We start from the raw sequence: 21381 nt of genomic DNA on the forward strand, positions 1-21381 counted from the left end.
GTGACCCTTCAGGCACGTCGCACCCCATGGTCGTCCCTTCACAACGGCACACTCATACGTTCGTACGGTGATCACTCTCGTACGACGTGCGGCCGTACTGTGCGCCCTGGGCACCACCCTCACCGCCTGCGGGACCGCCGAGGCCCCGCAGGCCCGGCGCCCCGCGTCCACCGCGCCCTCCGCCGCCCCGGCCGCGCCCTCCGCGGCCCCGGCCGAGCCGGCCCCGGCCCGGCCTCCGACGCTCGCCCCCGGCCCGGCGGGCCTGACCCCCGTCTTCGAGCACGGTCCGCGCGCGGGCGGCAAGACGGTCGCCCTCACCTTCGACGCCGACATGACCGCCGACCAGGGGGCGCGGGCGGCGGCGGGCGAACGGTTCGACAACCCGCGGCTGATCGCCACCCTGCGGAAGCTGGACGTGCCGGCCACGGTGTTCATGACCGGGCGGTGGGCCGAGGAGTACCCGGACGAGGCCGCGTTCATCGGCCGGGACCCGCGGTTCGAGATCGCGAACCACTCCTACAGCCACTACGCCTACACCGACGACTGCTACGGCCTGCCGACCGTGTCCGAGCAGCGGATGCGGTCGGACGTGGAACGCGCCTACGCGGCGTTCGAGAGAGCCGGGGTGAGGAACGCGATGCCGTACTTCCGCTTCCCCGGCGGCTGTTACGACGAGGCGGCCCTCGAGGAGCTGGCCGCCACCGGTGTCACCGCCGTGCAGTGGGACGTGGTGAGCGGGGACGCGTTCGCGACGGACGCGGACGCGGTCGCCCGGCAGGTACTGGACGGGGTGCGGCCGGGGTCCGTCGTCGTCATGCACTGCACCCGCAGCGCCGCCCCGGTCACCGCGGAGGCGGTACGCACGATCGTGCCCGAGCTGCGCCGCCGGGGCTACCGCTTCGTGAAGGTCTCGGAGCTGATCGACGCCGCGAACAGCCGCCGCTGACGGGCCTACCCTGGAGGGATGAGCAGCGACGACGACCCCGGTCCGAACGACTACTGTCTGATCGACGCGACCCGCCCGCCCAAGGCCGACGGCCCGCCGTACGCGGAGTGCGTGCTGTGCCGGGAGCCCACGGAGTACCCCGAGTCGTACAAGGGCATCACCTTCTGCCCGGTCTGCGAATGGCAGGAGGCCCAGCGCACGGCCTGCTCGGGCTGATCCGCGGGCTCGGCCGATCCGCGGGCTCGGACCGTTCCGCCCGCTCAGGCCGGTCTGCGGGAGCTGAGCGCACAGGCCACGGCGGTCGCGGCCGCGGCGACGGCGGCCGCCGCGGCCAGGGGGAACAGGGGCAGCGGCACGGTCCCCGACCGCGAGCCGGTGACCAGACCGCCGACCGCCGCCCGCGCCGGGGACCCCGACACCACCAGCGCCGGCAGCGCCGCGAGCGGCAGCGCGAGGACCGCGCGGCCGGGCGAGCGCAGCAGCGGCCAGGTGGTGAGCACGCCCACGGCGATGCCGAGCAGGGCGCACACCAGCGCGGCGAGCAGTCCGGCGCCGCCCGCCGGCAGCAGGGGTACGGGCCTGCCGTGGTCGGTGCTCACCGGGTCGCTGATCAGCGTGACCACCACGGTCGCGGCCGTACCCAGCACGACCGCGGCGGCGAGCGCCACCAGCACACCCGCCAGGTGGGCCCGCGCGGGACCTCGCGCCGCCGACACGCACCCCCGGGCGGCAGGCGGCTCGCCGGTGACGCAGATCCGCACCAGCCAGGCCGCGACCGGCAGCAGCATGGCCGCCGCCCAGCCCAGCGAGTCGAGCACCGGCTGTCCGCCCTGTACCCCGATGCCGAGCGCGGCGGCGTACAGGACGACGGGCGGGAGCCAGCGCTGGGAGCGCAGCAGCAGGGCGGCCCGGTAGCGGAGCAGGGCGGTCATCGCGGGCCTTCCTGGGCGTGCACGCTCTCCACGTGCCACGGCGGACTGGCGCTCAGGAGCGCACGCAGCAGGACGTCGGAGTGCGAGGCGGGGACGGTGAGCGCGTAGGAACCGGGGCGGGTCTCCTCGGCGGAGGCGGCGATCCGCAGCGCGTCGGCGGGCGGGCCACCGCCGGGCGGCCCCTGTGCCCGGACGGCGACCAGCGGACCGGCCGGGGCGTCGGGGTGTCCGGTACGGCGTCGCAGGGTGCCGTCGCGCACGGTGTACGTGGCGTCGGGCGCGCCGGCCAGGCGGCGCGGATCGTGGTCGACGAAGACGACGGCACCGCCGGACGTCGTGCGTTCGGCGACCGCCCGTTCCAGCTCGCCCCGGGCGTCGGCGTCGAGCCCGGTCCAGGCCTCGTCGAGCACGAGCAGCTCCGGTTCGGCGAGCAGGGCCTGCGCCACGGCCACCTTCTGGCTGCTGCCCTTGGACAGCCGGGCCAGCTCGGTGGAGGCGTACCCGGCGGCTCCCAGCCGCTCCAGCCACTGCCCGGCCGCGCGGGCCGCCGCCCGGCGGGACAGCCCGTGCACGGTGCCGAGGTGGGTGAGGTAGGCGACGGCGGTGAAGGGCAGGGCGGGCGGGAAGCGTTCGGGGACGTAGGCCGTGCGCGGCCGGCCGGTGACCCGGCCCTCGGTGGGGGCGTCGATCCCGGCGAGCAGACGCAGCAGGGTCGACTTGCCGGTGCCGTTGGCGCCCTCGACGCGGACGAGGGCGCCGGGCGCCACGCACAGGTCGACGCCGCGCAGTACCCAGGGGCCGCGCAGACCGTACCGACGGCCCACGCCGTCCAGCCGTAACTCGCGTTGCATGGGGTCAGTCTCTCGCGCGGGACTCGGCAGACTGGTGGGCGTGAGCAACGATCCGACGACTTCCGTCCCCCACAGTCCCTTCCGCCCCGAGCCCGGCGACCGCGATCTCGCGCCGCAGTTCGTCCTTCCCCTGGTCGTACGCATCGAGCGGGCGGCGCCGCCGCCCCGTACCGACGCGCTGGAGACCGCGGCGCGGGCGGTGCTGGTGATGCTCGGCGACGAGCGGTCCACCGGTGACGGCGCGTGGGCGCGGGCGATGCGGGACTGGCAGGACGCGCGCATCCGCAAGGTGGTGCGCCGGGCGCGTGGCGCCGAGTGGCGGCGGGCCGAGGCGCTGCCCGGCATCACGGTCACCGGGAAGACGGCCGAGGTACGGGTCTTCCCGCCGGTCCCGCTGGACGGCTGGCCCAAGGACCTGGCCCGGCTCCAGGTCTCCGGAACCGACCTCGACGACCCGGAGCCGCCGGTCGACGCCGACCTCTCCGCGCCGGTGCTCTGGATGAGCCCCGACCTGGACATGTCGGCCGGCAAGGCGATGGCGCAGGCCGGGCACGGTGCCCAGCTCGCCTGGTGGGAGCTGTCGGACGGCGAGCGGGCGGCGTGGCGCGGGGCGGGCTTCCCGCTGGCGGTGCGCACCGCCGACCCGGCCCGCTGGGGCGGCCTCACCACCAGCGGCCTGCCGGTGGTCCGCGACGCCGGGTACACGGAGATCGCACCGGGGTCGTGCACAGTGGTGGCGGATCACCCGGCGCTGCGGTAGGCGAGGGAACCGGTCCGTCCGCCGGGCGGGGCGCGGCGCGCACCCCCGCCGTAATGTGGAGGTATGGCACTTTTGATGGAGATCGAGTATCCCGGTGTCACCGCCGAGCAGTACGACGAGGTCCAGGACACCGCCGGCACCCGCTCCGGACGCCCCGCCCCCGGTCTGCTCGTCCATGTGGCCGTGGTCACGGCCGACGGCCTGCGCGTGGTGGACGTGTGGGAGTCCAGGGAGGCCCTCGAGGCCTACCTGCCGGTCATCGTCCCCGCCACGCAGGCGGCCGGGTTCCCGGACGCCTCACCGCGGCTTTCGGAGATCCACAACGTCGTCGTCCCCGGCTGACGGCGACCGGGACCCGGGAGTTACGGAACCCGCCGTACGCCGTGGTCGGACCGGCCCTGACAGCCCCGTTGCCGAGCGGGTGACGGCCCGGCCGGCCGGGCCGCGGTGGCGCCTCGCGCGGACTCGGACGTGCCGGGCCCGTCCACACCGCCGGCACCACCCCGGTGCCCGGCCGGGCACCCGCGGGTGCTCGTGCGGCTCGCTCCTCGCCTACGGCCCGGCTCCGCCGGGAACCTCAAATGTTGCTCTGAACATGCCCTCCTCGCGGTTCGGGCCGGGCCCGGCGGGCGATACCCCCGGCATGTGCGCAGGAGGGGGAGGGAACCGTGCAGCGAACGGCGCGACTGGGAACCGGTATCGGATGGCGTCCGGAGATCGCGGACGTCGTTGAGCGGATGCCCGGCATCGACTGGGTCGAGGCCGTGTCCGAGAACCTCTGCCCCGGGCATCTGCCCGACTCGCTGCTGCGGCTGCGCGATCGCGGGGTGACCGTCGTGCCGCACGGCGTCTCGCTCGGGCTCGGCGGTGCCGCACGGCCGGACGCGGGACGGCTGACGGCGCTGGCCGAGCGGGCTCAGGCGCTGGGGTCGCCGCTGGTCACCGAGCACATCGCGTTCGTCCGGGCGGGCGGGCCGCTGACCGCCTCGCCGCTCATGGAGGCGGGACACCTGCTGCCCGTGCCGCGCACCCGCGACGCCCTCGACGTGCTGTGCGAGAACGTGCGCATCGCACAGGACGCGCTGCCCGTGCCGCTCGCCGTGGAGAACATCGCCGCCCTCGTCTCCTGGCCCGGCGAGGAGATGACGGAGGGGCAGTTCCTGTACGAGCTGGCCGACCGGACGGGGGTGCGGCTGCTGATCGACGTGGCGAACCTGCACACCAACCACGTCAACCGCGGTGAGGACCCGGCCGAGGCGCTCGCCGGACTGCCGCTGGAGGCCATCGCCTACGTCCATGTCGCGGGCGGCTTCGAACGGGACGGCGTCTGGCACGACAGTCACGCCCACCCCGTTCCGCAGCCGGTGCTCGACATCCTGACCGACCTCGCCTCGCGCGTGTCGCCGCCGGGGGTACTCCTGGAGCGCGACGAGAACTTCCCCGAGGGGAAGGAGCTGGAGGGCGAGGTGGCGGCGATCCGCGCCGCCGTGGAGAAGGGGCAGGCGTCGGGTACGGCGCTCGCCGGGGGCGGGGCGCCGGCGCCACGAGCCACGCGGGACGCGCCCCGCCCCGGTGACGCCGTACGTCAGCGGCTCGGCCTCGCGCAGGCCGCGCTGCTGTCCGCGCTGGTCGCCGGGACGCCCGTGCCCGAGGGGTTCGACCGGGTGCGACTGGGGGTGCAGGCCCGGGCGCTCGCCGGGAAACGGGCGGACGTGGTCGCCAAGGTCGCCCCCGAACTGCCGGTGATCCTCGGTGCGGAGTACCGGCCCGCCTTCCTCGCCTACGCCGAAGGCCGCCCGATGACCGGCGGCTACCGGCGCGACGCCCTCGGCTTCGTCGAGCACCTGATGCGCACCGGCCGTCCGCGGGATGCCGATGTGCGGCTGGAGCTGCGGGAGTGGTGGCTGGAGCGCTCGGGGCCGGTGCCGCGGTCGGAGCGCCGGAGGGCCCGGTGGGCCCGTGCGACCAGGCGTGTTCTGCTGCGCCGCTGACCCGGGCACGGCATCGGCGGGACAACACCAAACGGAACGTCACATACCCACAACACTGCGTCCCGGAATGTGAACCGGCCATGGCGCCCGCGGAAGCCTTTGGCATAGAAGTACGGCATGTTCTGGGTCCTTCTCCTCCTCCCGGCCTGGGCCGTCGCCGGTCTCGCTTGTCTGCGGCTGTGTCTGGCGGCGGTGCGCGCCGCGGTCGCCGGTCCGCACGCCGTCGACCGTGAGCACGCGCTGACGCTGTACGAGGCGGCGTTCCTGGCCGGTGGCCCTCGCAGGGTCGCCGACCTGACGCTGGTCTCCATGGCACGCCAGCGCCGGCTGCTGCTCGCGCACACCGGCTGGGCGACCGTCGTCGACCCGTGCGGACGGGACGACATGGAACGGTCGGTCATAGGGGCGATAGGGCCCGAGGGGCAGTCCCGCATAGCGCCGGTACGGGCCACCGCGGCGTCCGCGGACGCGGTACGGAGCCTGGCCGAGAGGCTGGTCGGCGCGGGCCTCGCCGTGCCGGACGGCCACCGGGGCGTCGCGGCCGGGGTCCGGGGGGTGCGGGTCGCCGCGGTGACCGTGTGCGCGCTCGGCGTCGCCGCCCAGGCGCTGCCGCTCCCCGCGGACCAGCCGCGCCTGCTGATCGCCCTGTGGTTCGCGCTGCCGCTCACCCTGACCCTGGGGTGCCTCGCGATCACGCGGATGGAGGTCCACCCCTACTCGCGCTGGGCCTCCCCGGCCGGGCAGCGACTGGTCGGCGCCCTCGTCCGGCACGCCGACGGCACCGCGGACGACCGCACCTACCTCACCTCGGTCGCCGTGCGCGGCGTCCACGCGATCGGCGAACCGGACCTGCGCGCGGCCTTCGCCCACCGCGAGGAGCACCCCGGGGACTCCTGGGAGCGCCGGGCCTGACGCACCGGGAGCGGGGGCGTACGGAGGCACTCGAGGCCGACACCCGCGGACGGTGCTTGCCCTGCCCGGTCGCCGCACCAAACATCCCTTGTGTCACACCGTGCACCGAAGGGATACGCGATGCGGGCTGCCGCCCTCTACTCGGCCAGCGGGTCCTTGCTGCTGGCCACCCTCACCGCCGCCCCGGCGGAGGCGACCGCGGAGGCGACCGCGGGGACGTCGTCCGGGGCCGCCGAGGCGCGCGGCACCGCCGTGGCCGCCCAGCGGGCGGCGGCCGCCGGCATCTCGTTCGGCAGGTGCCCCGAGGCGGAGGACCTGCCGGGCAGCATGCGCTGCGGCACGGTCACGGTGCCCCTCGACTACGCGCACCCCGACGGGAAGCGGATCCGGCTCACCGTCAGCCGCGTGCCGGCCACCCGCGAGGACCCGGACAACAGCACCCGCGAGGTGCCCGGGCAGGGCGCGCTGGTCTACAACCCGGGCGGGCCGGGCGCCTCGGGGCTGCACTTCCCGCTGGTGGGCATGGTGCCCGAGTGGAAGCGGATCGCGGCGGCGTACGACCTCGTCGGATACGCCCCCCGCGGGGTCGCGCCCTCCGCGCCGCTGTCCTGCCAGGACCCCGCCGACTTCGTCGAGGAGCCCCGGCCCGCACCGACGCAGCCCTCGGCCGCGTACAAGAAGCGGCGCGCGGCCGAGGCCGAGGCGTACGCGCGCGGCTGCGCCGAACGGGCCGGGGAGGCGCTGCGGCACTACCACTCGCTCAACAACGCCCGTGACCTGGAAGTCGTACGGGCCGCGCTGGGCGAGGAGCGGCTCACGTTCATGGGCGCGTCGTACGGCACCTATCTCGGGGCGCTGTACGCCGAACTGTTCCCGGCACGCGTGCGGCGGATGGTGTTCGACTCGGTGGTGAACCCGGACCCCGGACAGATCTGGTACCGCAACAACCTCGACCAGTCGGCGGCCTTCGAGCACCGCTGGTCGGACTTCAAGGCGTGGATCGCCGCGCACGACGCCGTGTACGGGCTCGGGGACACGCCGAAGGAGGTGCAGCACCGCTACGAGGAGGCGGGCAGGCGGCTGGCGGCGGAGCCCGCGGGCGGGACGGTGGGCCCCGCGCAGTTGCAGAGTGCGCTCCTGCGGGCCGGGTACTACGACGACTACTGGCCGCACCGCGCCGAGGCGCTGTCGGCGTATCTGAAGGGGGATCCGCAGCCGCTGATCGACCAGGCGGGTACGCGTACCGAGGAGGAGACGGCCGGGGCGGAGAACTCCAGCTCCGTGTACACGGCCGTCGAGTGCAACGACGCGCCCTGGCCGACCGACTTCGCGGTCTGGGACCGGGACAACACGCGGCTGGCACGCCGGGCGCCGTTCGAGACGTGGGACAACGTGTGGACGAACCTGCCGTGCGCGTACTGGCGGGCGCCCCGGCAGCGCCCCCTCGACGTGCGCACCGGGCCGGGCGAGCTGCCGCCGACGCTGATCCTGGCCGCCGAGCGGGACGCGGCCACTCCGTACGGCGGCGCGCTGGAGCTGCGCGGGCGGCTGTCGGGCTCGGTGCTGGTGACCGAGCGGGGCGCCGGGACGCACGGCGTCGCGGGCGGCCCGAACGCCTGCGTCAACGGCCACCTGGAGGCGTACCTGCTGGACGGCGGCCTCCCGGCGCGGGACGCGTCGTGCGCCCCGCGCCCGGAACCTGAGCCGAGGCCCCTGAGCGGGCCGGTGCCGCAGCCGGAGCAGGCCGCGGCGCCGACGGTTTGATCAGGCGAGCCCGGCCACCAGCTCACCGATGTCCTTGCGGCGCCCCGTGTAGAACGGGACCTCCTCGCGGACGTGCATCCGGGCCTCGGAGCCGCGCAGGTGGCGCATGAGGTCGACGATGCGGTGCAGTTCGTCGGCCTCGAAGGCGAGGATCCACTCGTAGTCGCCGAGCGAGAAGGAGGCGACCGTGTTGGCGCGCACGTCCGGGTAGCCGCGGGCCATCTTGCCGTGGTCGGCGAGCATGCGGCGGCGGTCCTCGTCGGGCAGCAGGTACCAGTCGTAGGAGCGCACGAACGGGTAGACGCTGATGTAGTCGCGCGGCGTCTCGTCCGCGAGGAACGCCGGGATGTGCGCACGGTTGAACTCGGCGGGCCGGTGCAGCGCCATGTTCGACCAGACCGGCTCCAGCGCACGGCCGAGCCTGGTGCGGCGGAAGAGGTTGTACGCCTCCTGGAGCTGGTCGGCGGTCTCGGCGTGCCACCAGATCATGAGGTCGGCGTCGGCGCGCAGACCGGACACGTCGTACGTGCCGCGGATCGTCACGTCCTTGGCGGCGAGCTGGTCGAACAGCTCCTGGACCTCGTCGGCGTAGCCCGCACGGTCCTCGGGCAGCACGTCCTTGAGCTTGAAGACGGACCAGAGGGTGTAGCGGATGACCTCGTTGAGGTCCTTGGCCAGCTTGCCCTTGTTGGGGATCCGGTCGGCAGCGGGGGTGGAGGCGTCGTCACTCATGGCCCTATTCTCCCGCTCCGCCGTGCAGGCTCTGCACCGGGTGGGCGGTGAGCCGCTCCCCACCGCGCGGGTCACCCCGTAGCCGGTCCACGGCCGCGTACGCGCTCGCGATGCTCGCCGGGATGCCGACGCCGTCGTAGGCCGCGCCGCACACCGCGAGGCCCGGGAGCTTCGCGACGTGTTCGCGGACGCGGGCCACGCGCGCGTGGTGGCCGACGGGGTACTGGGGCAGGCCGTCCCGCCAGCGGGTGACGCGGGTGGCGACGGGTTCGGCGGCGAGGCCGGTGGCCTCCGCCAGGTCGTGCCGGGAGACGGCGACGAGGCCCTCGTCGTCGCGGCCGAGGATCTCCGTCTCGCCGTACCGGCCGACGGAGGTGCGCAGGACGACCAGGTCCGGGTCCTCGTCGGCGATCCAGCCCCACTTGCGGGAGGCGAAGGTGGCCGCCTTGATGGTGCGGCCGTCGACCGGCGGCACGAGGAAGCCGCTGCCCTCGGGGAGCACGGCGGCGTCGGCGCGGCGGTAGGCGAGGGAGATCAGCGCCATGGAGGCGTACTCGACGGCGGACAGCTCGGCCGCGGCGGCGGGGGCCTCGGCGCGCAGCAGCTCGGCCGCGGGGCGGGCGGGGACGGCGACGACGACCGCGTCGGCGTGCAGCACCCGGTCGCCCGCGGTGATCCGCCAGCCGTCCGGGGCGGTGCGGCGCAGCTCCGTCACGGGCGCGTGGGTGACGATCTCGCCGCCCCGCGCGCGCACCGACTCCGCGACCGCGAGGGGGAGGGTGCCGATGCCGCCCTCGATGCCCATGAAGACCGGGCCGCTCGGCGGGGAGGTGGCCGTCCGGCCCTGGAGGGCGCGGACCGCCTCGGTGAGCGAGGTGTGGGTGCGGGCGGCCTCGAAGAGCTGGGGCACGGCCGAGCGCAGCGAGATGCGGTACGCGTCGCCGGCGTAGACGCCGCCCAGCAGCGGTTCGACGAGGCGGTCGACGACCTCGCGGCCGAGGCGCGCCGCCACGTACTCGCCCACCGCCACGTCGTCGCCGATCTCGGTGCGGGGCAGTCCGGCGTCGCGCTCGATGCGGGCGAGGCCCTCGTCGGACAGGACGCCGGTCAGGGCGGCGGCGGTGCCGGGGACGCCCATGACGTGGCCCTTGGGCATGGGGCGCAGGGCGCCGCGGGTCCACAGGGAGGCCGACGCGGTGGAGGGGGGCTGGAGGCGGTCGGCGAGGCCGACCTCGCGGGCGAGGCCGACGGCCTCGGGGCGGCGGGCCAGCATCGACTCGGCGCCGAGGTCGACGCGTACGCCGGCGATCTCGCCGGGCAGCAGCTTGCCGCCGACGCGGTCGGAGGCCTCCAGCACGGTCACCCGGGTGCCGCGCCGCAGCAGCCGGTGGGCGGCGGCCAGTCCGGCGATTCCGGCTCCTACGACGACGACATGCCCCGTCTCCGGGGGAATCCCACCCGCGGGGCTCTCACTTGCGCACATGCCCCCAGCGTCTCAGAACGCACTGACACCGCCAGGGGGCCGGGTGGCCCGCGCGTGTGCCGTAGGTCCCGAAGGCGCACCGCGAGGCCCGCGCAGGCCGGCGCGGGGACCCGCGAGTCCGGACCGTGACCTCTTCGGAACCGTTCCGCGTCGGCGTCCGCCCCTTCGCCCGCGTCGGAGGAGCGTCAGCCGTCACGACCCTCGGGGGTACCCGCCATGCACGTACGACGAACAGCACCACGACCGGTACGCCGTACCGCACCGCCCGCCCGCGCCCTGGCCGGCCTGCTGCTGGCGGCGGCGCTCGCCCTCACCGGCTGCAGCGGGGCGGGCGGCACCTCCGACTCCGGCGCAGCCGCCGACGGGGCCGCGCCCCAGGAGGACTCCCGCGCGAACGGCCGGGCCGAGAGCCGGGCCGGTGCCGCGGGCGGCGAGGCCGACGGCGCGAAGGCGACCGCGCCGCCGGAGCTCGCCCCGGCCCACGTCATCCGCACCGCCTCCCTGACCGTGCGGGTCAAGGACGCCCCGAAGGCCCTCGAAGCGGCCCGCACCGCCACCGGGAACGCCGGCGGCTACGTCGGCGACGAGACCACCACCAGGGACGACGAGGGCCACGAGCGGACCGAGGTCGTCCTGCGCGTCCCCGTGGAGCGCTACGAGGAGGTGCTCGACGAGCTGGAGGGCGCCGGGACGCTCCTCGAACGCAGGTCGCAGGCCGAGGACGTCACCGAGCAGGTCGTGGACGTGGAGAGCCGCGTCACCTCGCAGCGCGCCAGTGTGGCCCGGATCCGCGAGCTGATGGACCGGGCGACGAAACTGAGCGACGTGGTGGCGCTGGAGGGCGAGCTGAGCAGCCGCCAGGCGGAGCTGGAGGCGCTGCTCGCCCGGCAGGCGGCCCTCGAGGACCGTACGAGCCTGGCCACCATCACCCTCTCGCTGTCCGAGACGCCGGTGGAGCGGGCGGCGAAGGACGACGGCCCGGGGTTCGCGGACGCGCTGGCCGGCGGCTGGGACGCCTTCGTGACGATGCTGCGCTGGGTGGCGGTGGCCCTCGGCGCGGTGCTGCCGTTCGCCGCGGTGGCGGCGCTGCTGGTGCTGCTGTGGCTGCGGGTGGTACGGCCCCGGCTGCCGCGCCGCCCGGCGCCGGTGCCCGGGGCTGCCCTCTCCGCCGCGTCCGTCCCGCTGCCGGCGGCCCGGCCTGCGCCCGAGGCCACGCGCCGGGACGCCGCGCACGGCGAGGAGCCCGGCGGGCGGGACTGACATGCCCCGGCCCCCGTAGCGTGTTCGCATGGACATGAGCGCTGCGGGCGGTACGAGGGACGCGAAGGCTCCGAAGGAGCGACTGGTCGTGATCGGCGGGGACGCCGCGGGGATGTCCGCGGCGTCCCAGGCACGCCGGCTGAAGGGCCCGGACGAGCTGGAGATCGTGGCGTTCGAGCGCGGCCACTTCAGTTCGTTCTCGGCGTGCGGCATCCCGTACTGGGTCGGCGGTGACGTGACCGACCGGGACGACCTGATCGCCAGGACGCCCGAGGAGCACTGCGCCCGCGACATCGACCTGCGGATGCGGACCGAGGTCACGGAGATCGACGTCGCCGGCGGGCGGGTACGCGCGCGTGACGTCGATTCCGGGGCCGAGTCCTGGACGTCGTACGACAAGCTCGTGATCGGGACCGGCGCCCGCCCGATCCGCCCCGACCTGCCGGGCGTCGACGCGCCGGGCGTGCACGGGGTGCAGACGCTGGACGACGGGCAGGCGCTGCTCGACACGCTGGCACGCACGCGTGGCCGGCGCGCGGTGGTCGTCGGCGCCGGGTACATCGGCGTGGAGATGGCCGAGGCGCTCATCAACCGGGGCTACGAGGTGACGGTCGTCAACCGCGGCCGGGAGCCCATGTCCACGCTCGACCCGGACATGGGCCGCATGGTGCACGAGGCGATGGAGGGCCTCGGCATCACCATGGTGAACGGCGCCGAGGTCACCAAGGTGCTCACCGGGGACGACGGCCGGGTCCGGGCGGTGGCCACCGGGGACGCCGAGTTCCCGGCCGACGTGGTGGTGCTCGGCATCGGCGTGCGCCCCGAGACCGCGCTCGCCGAGGCCGCCGGTCTACCGCTCGGCGTCCACGGCGGACTGCTGACCGACCTGGGCATGCGGGTGCGCGGGCACGAGAACATCTGGGCGGGCGGCGACTGCGTGGAGGTGCTCGACCTGGTCTCCGGGCAGCAGCGGCACATCCCGCTCGGCACGCACGCCAACAAGCACGGCCAGGTCATCGGTACCAACGCGGGCGGCGGCTACGCCACGTTCCCGGGCGTGGTCGGCACGGCGGTCAGCAAGGTCTGCGACCTGGAGATCGCGCGGACCGGGCTGCGTGCGAAGGACGCGCTGCGGGCCGGGCTGCGGTTCGTGACGGCCACCATCGAGTCCACCAGCCGTGCCGGCTACTACCCGGGAGCCTCCCCCATGACGGTGAAGATGCTCGCCGAGCAGCGCACCGGCCGGCTGCTCGGCGTCCAGATCGTCGGCCGCGAGGGCGCGGGCAAGCGGGTCGACATCGCCGCGGTGGCCCTCACGGCCGGGATGACGGTGGAGCAGATGACGGCCCTCGACCTGGGGTACGCGCCGCCCTTCTCACCGGTGTGGGACCCCGTACTGGTGGCCGCCCGCAAGGCGGCGAAGGCGGTGGAGCGGCAGGCCTGAGGGGGCTTCAGGGGCGGGGACGCGGCCCCTGGAGGCCCCGGAGGGGCCTGGGCCTCAGCGTGCGGTCTGCGTGTGCACGTACTCCACGAGTCGGGTCAGCGCGTCCGGGTCGGTGGCGGGCAGGACGCCGTGGCCGAGGTTGAAGACGTGGCCCTCCAGGTCCGCCGCCGCGTCGAGGACCTCACGGGTCTTGGCCTCGACCGCCTGCGGGGGGGCGAAGAGGACGGCCGGGTCCAGGTTGCCCTGGAGCGCCTTGCCGGGCCCGACCCGGCGGGCGGCCTCGTCCATCGGTACGCGCCAGTCGACGCCGACGACGTCCGCGCCGGCCTCGCCCATGAGGCCGAGGAGTTCACCCGTGCCGACGCCGAAGTGGATGCGCGGCACGCCGTACCCGGCGACGGCCTCGAAGACCTTGCGCGAGGCCGGCATCACCGAGCGGCGGTAGTCCGCGGGCGAGAGGGCGCCGACCCAGGAGTCGAAGAGCTGTACCGCGCTCGCGCCCGCCTCGATCTGCACCTTGAGGAAGGCGGCCGTGATGTCGGCGAGCCGGTCCAGGAGGTCGGCCCACAGCTGCGGGTCGCCGTACATGAGCGCCTTGGTGTGCTCGTGGTTGCGGGACGGGCCGCCCTCCACGAGGTAGCTCGCGAGGGTGAACGGCGCGCCCGCGAAGCCGATCAGCGGGGTGGCACCGAGCTCGCGGGTGAGCAGGCCGAACGCCTCGGTGACGTAGGAGACGTCCTCGGGGGTCAGGTCACGCAGGCGTGCCAGGTCCGCCCGGGTGCGGATGGGGTTCTCGACCACCGGGCCGACGCCCGGCTTGATGTCGAGGTCGATGCCGATGGCCTTGAGCGGGACCACGATGTCGCTGAAGTAGATCGCCGCGTCCACGCCGTGCCGGCGCACCGGCTGGAGGGTGATCTCGGCGACCAGTTCCGGCCGCATGCAGGACTCGAGCATCGGGATGCCCTCGCGCACCTTGAGGTACTCGGGCAGTGAGCGCCCGGCCTGCCGCATGAACCACACGGGGGTGTGCGGCACCGGTTCACGCCTGCACGCCTTGAGGAACGCGGAGTCGTACGTGGCGGTCGGCTGCTTGCCCGCGGGGCTCTGGTTGGCACTCACACCGGCAAGTCTCGCATGTGGCCGCGACAGCGCCCGACCACGGGGTGGGGCCGCGCGCGGACGGCGTGGGGGCGCCCGCGTGCGGCCGCCCGACACCACGTGATCCGGACATCGCGCCCGCACGCGGGTGTCCCTCCCTGCGCCGGGGCGCGGTTCCCCTTAACCTTCCCCGCATGGCTGCGGCTCAGGGACGACTGTCGGACGGCGCTGGCGGAATGGACGAACCGAAGGGCACCGAGGAGGGCCGGCATACGGGGAACACGGCACCGCCGGCCTTCACGGCCGCCGTCGAGGCACTCAGGGCCGCGCGGCTGCGGCCGCAGATCGAGGTGGAGGCGACCCGCGCACCGCAGCGGCTCGCCCCGTACGCGTACGCGCTGGAGGCCGCGGTCGTCGACGGCGACGACGACCTGGCGGACGGGCGCCTCGTGCTGCTGCACGACCCGGCCGGGCACGACGCCTGGCGGGGCACCTTCCGGCTGGTGACGCTGGTCCGCGCCGAACTGGAGCCGGAGATGGCCGCCGATCCGCTGCTGCCGGACGTGTGCTGGTCCTGGCTCACCGGCGCCCTGCAGGCGCGCGGGCTGGCGTACGGGGAGCCCAGCGGCACGGTCACGCGCGCGAGCTCCCACTACTTCGGGGGGCTCTCGGCGCGCCCGTCCGCCTCACAGATCGAGATCCGGGCGTCCTGGACGCCGCGCGAGGGGCTGGGCGGCGTCCCGGACACCGCGACGCACCTCGCCTCGTGGTGCGATCTGCTGGCCCAGGTCGCGGGTCTGCCGCCGGCCGCGCCGGGCGACGCGTCGATCGTGACGCTGCCGCAACGACGCGGCCCGCAGTCACGCTGAGCCGTTCCACGGCCCCCGCCTTCCTTCTCCGTTCGGCCGTTCTTCACCGTTCCCCGGTCCCCCTGCCGCGCCTTTCCCCGTTCCCCGCTCTCCGCCTTCCCGAGCCACGCTCTCCGCTCTCCGCCCTCCCGAGCCCCGCTCTCCGCTCTCTGCCCTCCGTCCAACGGGTCTCCGTCCGGCCCGGGAAACGTTCCGTCACTTTGTCGACACGGCCACTTTCGGACCCGTATCGACAAAGTGCGGAACCGTTCGATCTTCGAATGATCGACCGCGTGTCCGAATTGCCCGGATTGTTACTCACCAGATCGTGATCATTCTCTAAAGGCGAACGGGTTCGGTGCCGAAGACGACTGTGACCTTGAAAGCACGGTTCGTCCCGGCTTCACCCCCACGAGCCGGCCCCGTCCCGCCCCCCAGGAGGCCTGGTGTCCGTTCTCCTCGAGCAGCCTGCAAGCCTGGTCGCCTACCGCCCGAACAAGCCGACCGCCATGGTGGTCGTGGCCGACCCGCGCGTCCGTTCCACCGTCACCCGCCACCTGTGGGCGCTCGGTGTACGCGATGTCATCGAGGCCTCGTCCGTCGCGGAGGCTCGTCCCCGCATCGGCAACCCCCGCGACATCTGTGTCGCAGACGTCCATCTCCCCGACGGCTCCGGCCTGACCCTGCTGTCCGAGACCCGTGCCGCGGGCTGGCCCAACGGCCTCGCCCTGTCGGCCGCCGACGACATCGGCGCCGTACGCAACGCCCTCGCCGGCGGCGTGAAGGGCTACGTCGTCACCGGCACCCGCACCAACGTCGGGCTCCCCACCCGGCCGGGCGCCGCCCCCATCGGCGCCGCCGCCGCACGCCTGCACCGCCGCCCCCCGGGTGCCCCGAGCCACCCGGGCGGCTACCGCGAGCTCTCCGGCCGCGAGGTGGAGGTCCTGCGACTGGTCGCGGAGGGCCAGTCGAACAAGGCGATCGGCGTCTCGATGGGCCTGTCCGCCCTGACCGTCAAGAGCCACCTGGCCCGCATCGCCCGCAAGCTCGGCACGGGCGACCGCGCCGGAATGGTCGCCGTGGCCCTGCGCACGGGCATCATCCACTGACCGCTCCCGAACCCGCCGCCTCCCGAACCCGACCGCTCGACTCCGACCTCCCCACCCCTCTCCCACGCCCCCCGGAGCCCTTCCCCGCACTCCCCTTCACAGCGGGTCTTTCACCGGCCTGACTGGTTTACGACCCCCCGGCGCCCGCCGACGGAACGTTCCGTCGGCGGGCGCCGTCGATCCACCGATACCCTTGACAGGTGACCGACGCCCACGAAACCGCAGCAGACCGTTCACTGCGAACCACCGGAGGCGCTCCTCCGGACGACGCCGGATCTTCTGCGAGTCAGGCGCCGATCCCCTTGCTCGAACCACGCGAGGGCATTCCGCAGGTGATCGCCGACGCGGACGCCCTCGCCGAGGTGACCGCCGCCTTCGCCGCCGGCCGCGGCCCCGTCGCCGTCGACGCCGAGCGCGCCTCCGGCTACCGCTACGGCCAGCGCGCGTACCTGGTGCAACTGCGCCGCGAGGGCGCCGGGAGCGCGCTGATCGACCCGGTGGCCTGTCCCGACCTGTCCGGTCTGGGCGCGGCGATCTCGGGAGTGGAGTGGGTGCTGCACGCGGCCACCCAGGACCTGCCCTGCCTGCGGGAAATAGGGATGGTGCCCACCCGCCTCTTCGACACCGAGCTGGCCGGGCGGCTCGCCGGGTTCCCGAGGGTCGGCCTCGGCGCGATGGTGGAGAACGTCCTGGGCTTCGTCCTGGAGAAGGGCCACTCGGCCGTCGACTGGTCGACGCGCCCGCTGCCCGAACCGTGGCTGCGCTACGCCGCGCTCGACGTCGAGCTCCTCGTCGACCTGCGCGACGCGCTGGAGAAGGAGCTCGACCGGCAGGGCAAGCTGGAGTGGGCCCGGCAGGAGTTCGACGCGATCGCGTCGGCGCCGCCGCCCGAGCCCCGCAAGGACCCGTGGCGCCGTACGTCCGGCATGCACAAGGTGCGCCGGCGCCGTCAGCTCGCCGTCGTGCGGGAGCTGTGGGAGACCCGGGACCGCATCGCGCAGCGCCGGGACGTCTCCCCGGGCAAGGTGCTCGGGGACGCGGCCATCGTCGAGGCGGCGCTCGCACTGCCGGTCAACGCGCACGCGCTGGCCGCGCTGAACGGGTTCGGAAGGGTCAACCGCCGGCAGGTGGAGCAGTGGCAGGTGGCGGTGGACCGGGCCCGGAGCCTGTCCGAGTCGCAGTTGCCGCAGCCCGGTCAGCCGGTGACCGGGCCCCCGCCGCCGCGGGCCTGGGCCGACAAGGACCCGGCCGCCGCGGCCCGGCTGTCCGCCGCGCGGGCGGCGGTGACGGCGCTGGCCGAGCGGCTGAACATGCCGCAGGAGAACCTGATCAGTCCGGACACGGTGCGCAGGGTCTGCTGGGAGCCGCCCGCGGCCGTCGACGCGGAGTCGGTGGGCGCGGCCCTCGCCGGGCACGGGGCCCGGCCCTGGCAGGTGGAGCAGGTGACACCGGCGCTGGTCACGGCGCTGGCGACGGGCGTGTCGTAGGAGGAGGAGCGGCGAGTTCCGGCCAAGATCCGGAGAGGGGGCGGCGACCCGGTGGTGTGACGTTCGCCGCTCCAGGCGGGGGGACTGGGCAGCTACGTTACCCACAAGTAGCATGGGGCTGAGCGCGCGCTCAGTGCATGCGCGCCGCAGCAGTGCCACCCCGCACCCTGGAGGAGAGCCATCGTGCCTCGTACCGTCAGGGACGTCGTCTTCGTAGACGGCGTCCGCACCCCGTTCGGCAAGGCGGGCCCGAAGGGCATCTACCACGAGACCCGCGCCGACGACCTGGTCGTGAAGGCGATCCGGGAGCTGCTGCGCCGCAACCCCGGCCTCGACCCCAAGAAGATCGACGAGGTCGCCGTCGCCGCGACCACGCAGATCGGTGACCAGGGCCTGACCATCGGCCGCACCGCCGGCATCCTGGCGGGCCTGCCCACCTCGGTCCCGGGCTACTCGATCGACCGCATGTGCGCGGGCGCCCTGACCGCCGTCACCTCGGTGGCCGGCTCCGTCGCCTTCGGCGCGTACGACGTCGCCATCGCGGGCGGTGTCGAGCACATGGGGCGCCACCCGATGGGCGAGGGCGTGGACCCGAACCCGCGGTTCGTCAGCGAGAAGCTGGTCGACGAGTCCGCCCTGTTCATGGGCATGACCGCGGAGAACCTGCACGACCGCTACCCGAGCATCACCAAGCAGCGCGCCGACGAGTACGCCGTGCGCTCACAGGAGAAGGCCGCCAAGGCGTACGCGGACGGCAAGATCCAGGCCGACCTGGTGCCGGTCTCCGTGCGCCGCACCAACGAGGAGGCCGGCGAGACGGGCTGGGGCCTGGTCACCGCCGACGAGCCGATGCGTCCGGGCACCACGCTGGAGAACCTGGCGGGCCTGAAGACGCCGTTCCGCGTGCACGGCCGGGTCACCGCGGGCAACGCGGCGGGTCTGAACGACGGCGCGACCGCCTCGCTCATCGCGAGCGAGGACTTCGCCCGCGAGAACAACCTGCCGGTCAAGATGCGCCTCGTCTCGTACTCCTTCGCGGGCGTCGAGCCGGAGGTCATGGGCTACGGCCCGATCCCGGCGACGGAGAAGGCCCTGGCCCAGGCCGGCCTGTCCATCGACGACATCGGCCTGTTCGAGATCAACGAGGCCTTCGCCGTCCAGGTCCTCGCGTTCCTGGAGCACTACGGCATCGCCGACGACGACGCGCGCGTCAACCAGTACGGCGGCGCCATCGCCTTCGGCCACCCGCTCGCCTCGTCGGGCGTCCGCCTGATGACGCAGCTGGCCCGCCAGTTCGAGGAGCAGCCGCACGTCCGCTACGGCCTGACCACCATGTGCGTCGGCTTCGGCATGGGCGCGACGGTCGTCTGGGAGAACCCGCACTTCGAGGGGGACAAGTGAGCACCACCGCAGAGCTTCTGAAGGGTGCGGCCGAGCTGTTCCCCGGCGAGGTCGTCACCAACGCGCACGTACGCCACTTCGACCTGCCGCTGGGTGCCGGGCGCTTCGCCCTGATCACCCTGGACAACGGCCTGGACCACACCAAGCCGACCACGCTCGGCCCCCAGTCGCTGGCGAACATCGACGCCGCGATCGGCCAGGTGGAGAAGGAGGCCGCGGACGGCGACATCGTCGGCGTCGGCGTCACCGGCAAGCCGTTCATCTTCGCGGTCGGCGCCGACCTCAAGGGCGTCGAACTGCTGAAGCGGCACGAGGACGCGCTCGCCATCGGCAAGGGCGGCCACGACGTCTTCAAGCGGCTGTCGAGGCTGGCCGTGCCGACCTTCGCGTACTACAACGGCGCGGCCATGGGCGGCGGCGTCGAGATCGGCCTGCACTGCACCTACCGCACGGTGTCCGCGGCCCTCCCCGCCTTCTCGCTCCCCGAGGTCTTCCTCGGCCTGGTCCCCGGCTGGGGCGGCTGCACGCTGCTGCCGAACCTGATCGGCGCCGACAAGGCCGTCTCGGTCATCATCGAGAACAGTTTGAACCAGAACAAGCAGCTCAAGGGCGCGCAGGTCCACGAGCTCGGCATCGCGGACGCGATCTTCGAGGGCGCGGACTTCCTGGAGCAGTCGCTGACCTGGACCGCGTCCGTCCTCAAGGGCGAGATCGCCGTCGAGCGTCCGGTGATCGACCGCGGCGAGGCCTGGGACCAGGCCGTCGCCAAGGGCCGCTTCATCGCCGACTCCAAGGTGCACGGCGCCGCCCCGGCCGCCTACCGCGCCCTGGACATCATCGCCGCCGCCAAGAACGGCGACCTCCAGCAGGGCTACGACGCCGAGGACCGGGCCCTCGCCGACCTGATCATGGGCGGCGAACTCCGCTCCGGCATCTACGCCTTCAACCTGGTGCAGAAGCGCGGCAAGCGCCCCGCCGGCGCCCCGGACAAGGCGCTGGCCCGCCCGGTCACCAAGGTGGGCGTCGTCGGCGCCGGCCTGATGGCCTCGCAGCTGGCCCTGCTCTTCCTGCGCCGCCTCGAGGTGCCGGTCGTCCTGACCGACATCGACCAGGAGCGCGTCGACAAGGGTGTGGGCTACGTCCACGCGGAGATCGACAAGCTGCTCGGCAAGGGCCGTATCGGCCAGGACAAGGCGAACCGGCTGAAGGCCCTGGTCTCCGGCGTCCTGGACAAGGCCGAGGGATTCGCGGACGCGGACTTCGTCATCGAGGCCGTGTTCGAGGAGATGAGCGTCAAGCAGAAGGTGTTCGCGGAGGTCGAGGCGGTCGCCCCGGCGCACGCGATCCTCGCCACCAACACCTCCTCGCTCTCCGTGTCGGAGATGGCGTCGAAGCTGAAGCACCCCGAGCGGGTCGTCGGCTTCCACTTCTTCAACCCGGTCGCGATCCTCCCGCTCCTGGAGATCGTCCGCGGCGAGCAGACCGACGAGGCCTCGCTGGCCACCGCGTTCGGCGTCGCCAAGAAGCTGAAGAAGACCGCGGTCCTCGTGAAGGACGCCCCGGCGTTCGTCGTGAACCGCATCCTGACCCGCTTCATGGGCGAGATCCAGAACGTCATCGACGAGGGCACCCCGGTCGAGGTCGCGGAGAAGGCGGTGGAGCCGCTCGGCCTGCCGATGTCCCCGCTGGTCCTGCTGGAGCTGGTCGGCCCGGCGATCGGCCTGCACGTCTCGGAGACCCTCAACCGGGCCTTCCCCGAGCGCTTCACCGTCTCCCCGAACCTCAAGGCGGTCGTGGAGGCGGGCAAGCGCGGCTTCTACGTGTACGACAGCGGCAAGCCGGAGCTGGACCCGGAGGTCGCCGCGCTCCTCGAGCAGGGCGACACCGTCCTCACCGAGGAGCAGGTCCGCGACCGCGTCCTGGACGCGGTGGCCCAGGAGATCGGCCTCATGCTCGACGAGGGCGTCGTCGCCGAGGCCCAGGACATCGACCTCTGCCTGATCACCGGCGCCGGCTGGCCCTTCCACCTGGGCGGCATCACGCCGTACCTGGACCGTGTGGGCGTCGCCGAGCGGGTGAACGGGAAGCGGTTCCTGGAGCCTGGAGTGGCGAGCGTTCCGGCATAACCGGGCTGCCCGGGAAAGGGGGCGGGCCGCACGGTGACGATCCGTGCGGCCCGCCCCCTCTTGCTCGTGCGGTCCGGGGCAGCCCGGGTGCCTGCCGTCAGACCTCCTGCCACGCCGTGAGCGCCGGCCCCGGCTCGTCCCCTCGGCGGGCCAGCAGCAGCTGTCCCGCCGAGGGCGACAGGACCGCCGCGACCACCCGGTCGTCGGCGTCCAGGGCCAGGGAGACCGGTCGAG

General features: G+C 74.2%; 19 protein-coding genes. 14 read left to right on the forward strand and 5 right to left on the reverse strand.

The window, feature by feature from the left end; genetic code table 11:
* Positions 1–67 precede the first annotated feature (67 nt).
* Both ACP4IX_RS16425 and ACP4IX_RS16430 read left to right on the forward strand, forming a co-directional pair.
* Positions 68–946: a polysaccharide deacetylase family protein gene (locus tag ACP4IX_RS16425; RefSeq protein WP_426525127.1), complete on the forward strand. Its 879-nt coding sequence runs from the start codon at positions 68–70 to the stop codon at positions 944–946.
* Positions 947–964: 18 nt separating this feature from the next.
* Entirely contained in the window at positions 965–1162 is a 198-nt protein-coding gene (locus ACP4IX_RS16430) for a hypothetical protein (protein WP_279564478.1), read from the forward strand.
* A 44-nt stretch (positions 1163–1206) separates the two neighbouring features.
* Here ACP4IX_RS16430 and ACP4IX_RS16435 read toward each other — a convergent pair whose 3' ends face one another.
* Together ACP4IX_RS16435 and ACP4IX_RS16440 are read right to left on the reverse strand one after the other, a co-directional pair.
* The gene (locus tag ACP4IX_RS16435; protein ID WP_426555940.1) at positions 1207–1878 is read right to left on the reverse strand and encodes an ABC transporter; all 672 of its coding nucleotides are present in this window, start codon (positions 1876–1878) and stop codon (positions 1207–1209) included.
* A complete protein-coding gene (locus tag ACP4IX_RS16440) occupies positions 1875–2729 on the reverse strand; it encodes an ABC transporter ATP-binding protein (protein WP_426555941.1) in 855 nt (284 codons plus the stop codon). Before ACP4IX_RS16440 ends, ACP4IX_RS16435 begins: the two co-directional genes overlap by 4 nt.
* Before the next feature lie 40 nt (positions 2730–2769).
* Here ACP4IX_RS16440 and ACP4IX_RS16445 point away from each other — a divergent pair, with 40 nt between their 5' ends.
* From ACP4IX_RS16445 to ACP4IX_RS16465, 5 genes are all read left to right on the forward strand, one after another.
* Positions 2770–3489, forward strand: coding sequence for a peptidyl-tRNA hydrolase (locus ACP4IX_RS16445; protein WP_426525133.1), 720 nt, complete (start codon positions 2770–2772; stop codon positions 3487–3489).
* A gap of 63 nt (positions 3490–3552) precedes the next feature.
* Positions 3553–3831 carry a hypothetical protein gene (locus ACP4IX_RS16450; protein ID WP_426525135.1) on the forward strand — a complete coding sequence of 93 codons (279 nt, stop codon included), beginning with the start codon at positions 3553–3555 and terminating at the stop codon, positions 3829–3831.
* Between the two features lie 395 nt (positions 3832–4226).
* On the forward strand, positions 4227–5480 hold the full coding sequence (locus ACP4IX_RS16455) for a DUF692 domain-containing protein (protein WP_426555966.1): 1254 nt from the start codon (positions 4227–4229) through the stop codon (positions 5478–5480).
* 117 nt (positions 5481–5597) lie between these two features.
* Positions 5598–6392, forward strand: a complete 795-nt coding sequence (locus ACP4IX_RS16460) for a TIGR04222 domain-containing membrane protein (RefSeq protein ID WP_426555942.1) — start codon at positions 5598–5600, stop codon at positions 6390–6392.
* Positions 6393–6512: 120 nt separating this feature from the next.
* Positions 6513–8156, forward strand: coding sequence for an alpha/beta hydrolase (locus tag ACP4IX_RS16465; RefSeq protein ID WP_426555943.1), 1644 nt, complete (start codon positions 6513–6515; stop codon positions 8154–8156).
* On the opposite strand, the gene hemQ is transcribed toward ACP4IX_RS16465, so the two are convergent.
* Together hemQ and hemG are read right to left on the reverse strand one after the other, a co-directional pair.
* Entirely contained in the window at positions 8157–8888 is a 732-nt protein-coding gene (gene hemQ / locus ACP4IX_RS16470) for a hydrogen peroxide-dependent heme synthase (RefSeq protein WP_426525141.1), read from the reverse strand. It lies immediately after the preceding gene.
* 4 nt (positions 8889–8892) lie between these two features.
* Entirely contained in the window at positions 8893–10371 is a 1479-nt protein-coding gene (hemG, locus tag ACP4IX_RS16475) for a protoporphyrinogen oxidase (protein ID WP_426555944.1), read from the reverse strand.
* Positions 10372–10587: 216 nt separating this feature from the next.
* Here hemG and ACP4IX_RS16480 point away from each other — a divergent pair, with 216 nt between their 5' ends.
* Both ACP4IX_RS16480 and ACP4IX_RS16485 read left to right on the forward strand, forming a co-directional pair.
* Positions 10588–11631, forward strand: coding sequence for a DUF4349 domain-containing protein (locus tag ACP4IX_RS16480; RefSeq protein ID WP_426555945.1), 1044 nt, complete (start codon positions 10588–10590; stop codon positions 11629–11631).
* A 28-nt stretch (positions 11632–11659) separates the two neighbouring features.
* Entirely contained in the window at positions 11660–13075 is a 1416-nt protein-coding gene (locus tag ACP4IX_RS16485; protein WP_426555946.1) for an FAD-dependent oxidoreductase, read from the forward strand.
* A gap of 54 nt (positions 13076–13129) precedes the next feature.
* Here ACP4IX_RS16485 and hemE read toward each other — a convergent pair whose 3' ends face one another.
* Positions 13130–14197, reverse strand: coding sequence for a uroporphyrinogen decarboxylase (hemE, locus tag ACP4IX_RS16490; protein ID WP_426525149.1), 1068 nt, complete (start codon positions 14195–14197; stop codon positions 13130–13132).
* A 173-nt stretch (positions 14198–14370) separates the two neighbouring features.
* Here hemE and ACP4IX_RS16495 point away from each other — a divergent pair, with 173 nt between their 5' ends.
* From ACP4IX_RS16495 to ACP4IX_RS16515, 5 genes are all read left to right on the forward strand, one after another.
* Positions 14371–15045: a DUF3000 domain-containing protein gene (locus tag ACP4IX_RS16495; RefSeq protein ID WP_426525151.1), complete on the forward strand. Its 675-nt coding sequence runs from the start codon at positions 14371–14373 to the stop codon at positions 15043–15045.
* A 425-nt stretch (positions 15046–15470) separates the two neighbouring features.
* On the forward strand, positions 15471–16133 hold the full coding sequence (locus ACP4IX_RS16500) for a response regulator transcription factor (RefSeq protein WP_003972894.1): 663 nt from the start codon (positions 15471–15473) through the stop codon (positions 16131–16133).
* Between the two features lie 200 nt (positions 16134–16333).
* Positions 16334–17620, forward strand: a complete 1287-nt coding sequence (locus ACP4IX_RS16505; protein WP_426525154.1) for an HRDC domain-containing protein — start codon at positions 16334–16336, stop codon at positions 17618–17620.
* 183 nt (positions 17621–17803) lie between these two features.
* On the forward strand, positions 17804–19021 hold the full coding sequence (locus tag ACP4IX_RS16510) for a thiolase family protein (protein ID WP_426525156.1): 1218 nt from the start codon (positions 17804–17806) through the stop codon (positions 19019–19021).
* Complete coding sequence (locus ACP4IX_RS16515; RefSeq protein WP_426555947.1) at positions 19018–21147, forward strand: 3-hydroxyacyl-CoA dehydrogenase NAD-binding domain-containing protein; 2130 nt, start codon at positions 19018–19020, stop codon at positions 21145–21147. The genes ACP4IX_RS16510 and ACP4IX_RS16515 overlap by 4 nt, the downstream gene beginning before the upstream one ends.
* Positions 21148–21381: the final 234 nt, after the last annotated feature.

Origin of the sequence: Streptomyces sp. WG5 (genome assembly GCF_049974565.1) — a bacterium.
In the GTDB taxonomy this organism is placed as follows: Bacteria; Actinomycetota; Actinomycetes; order Streptomycetales; family Streptomycetaceae; genus Streptomyces.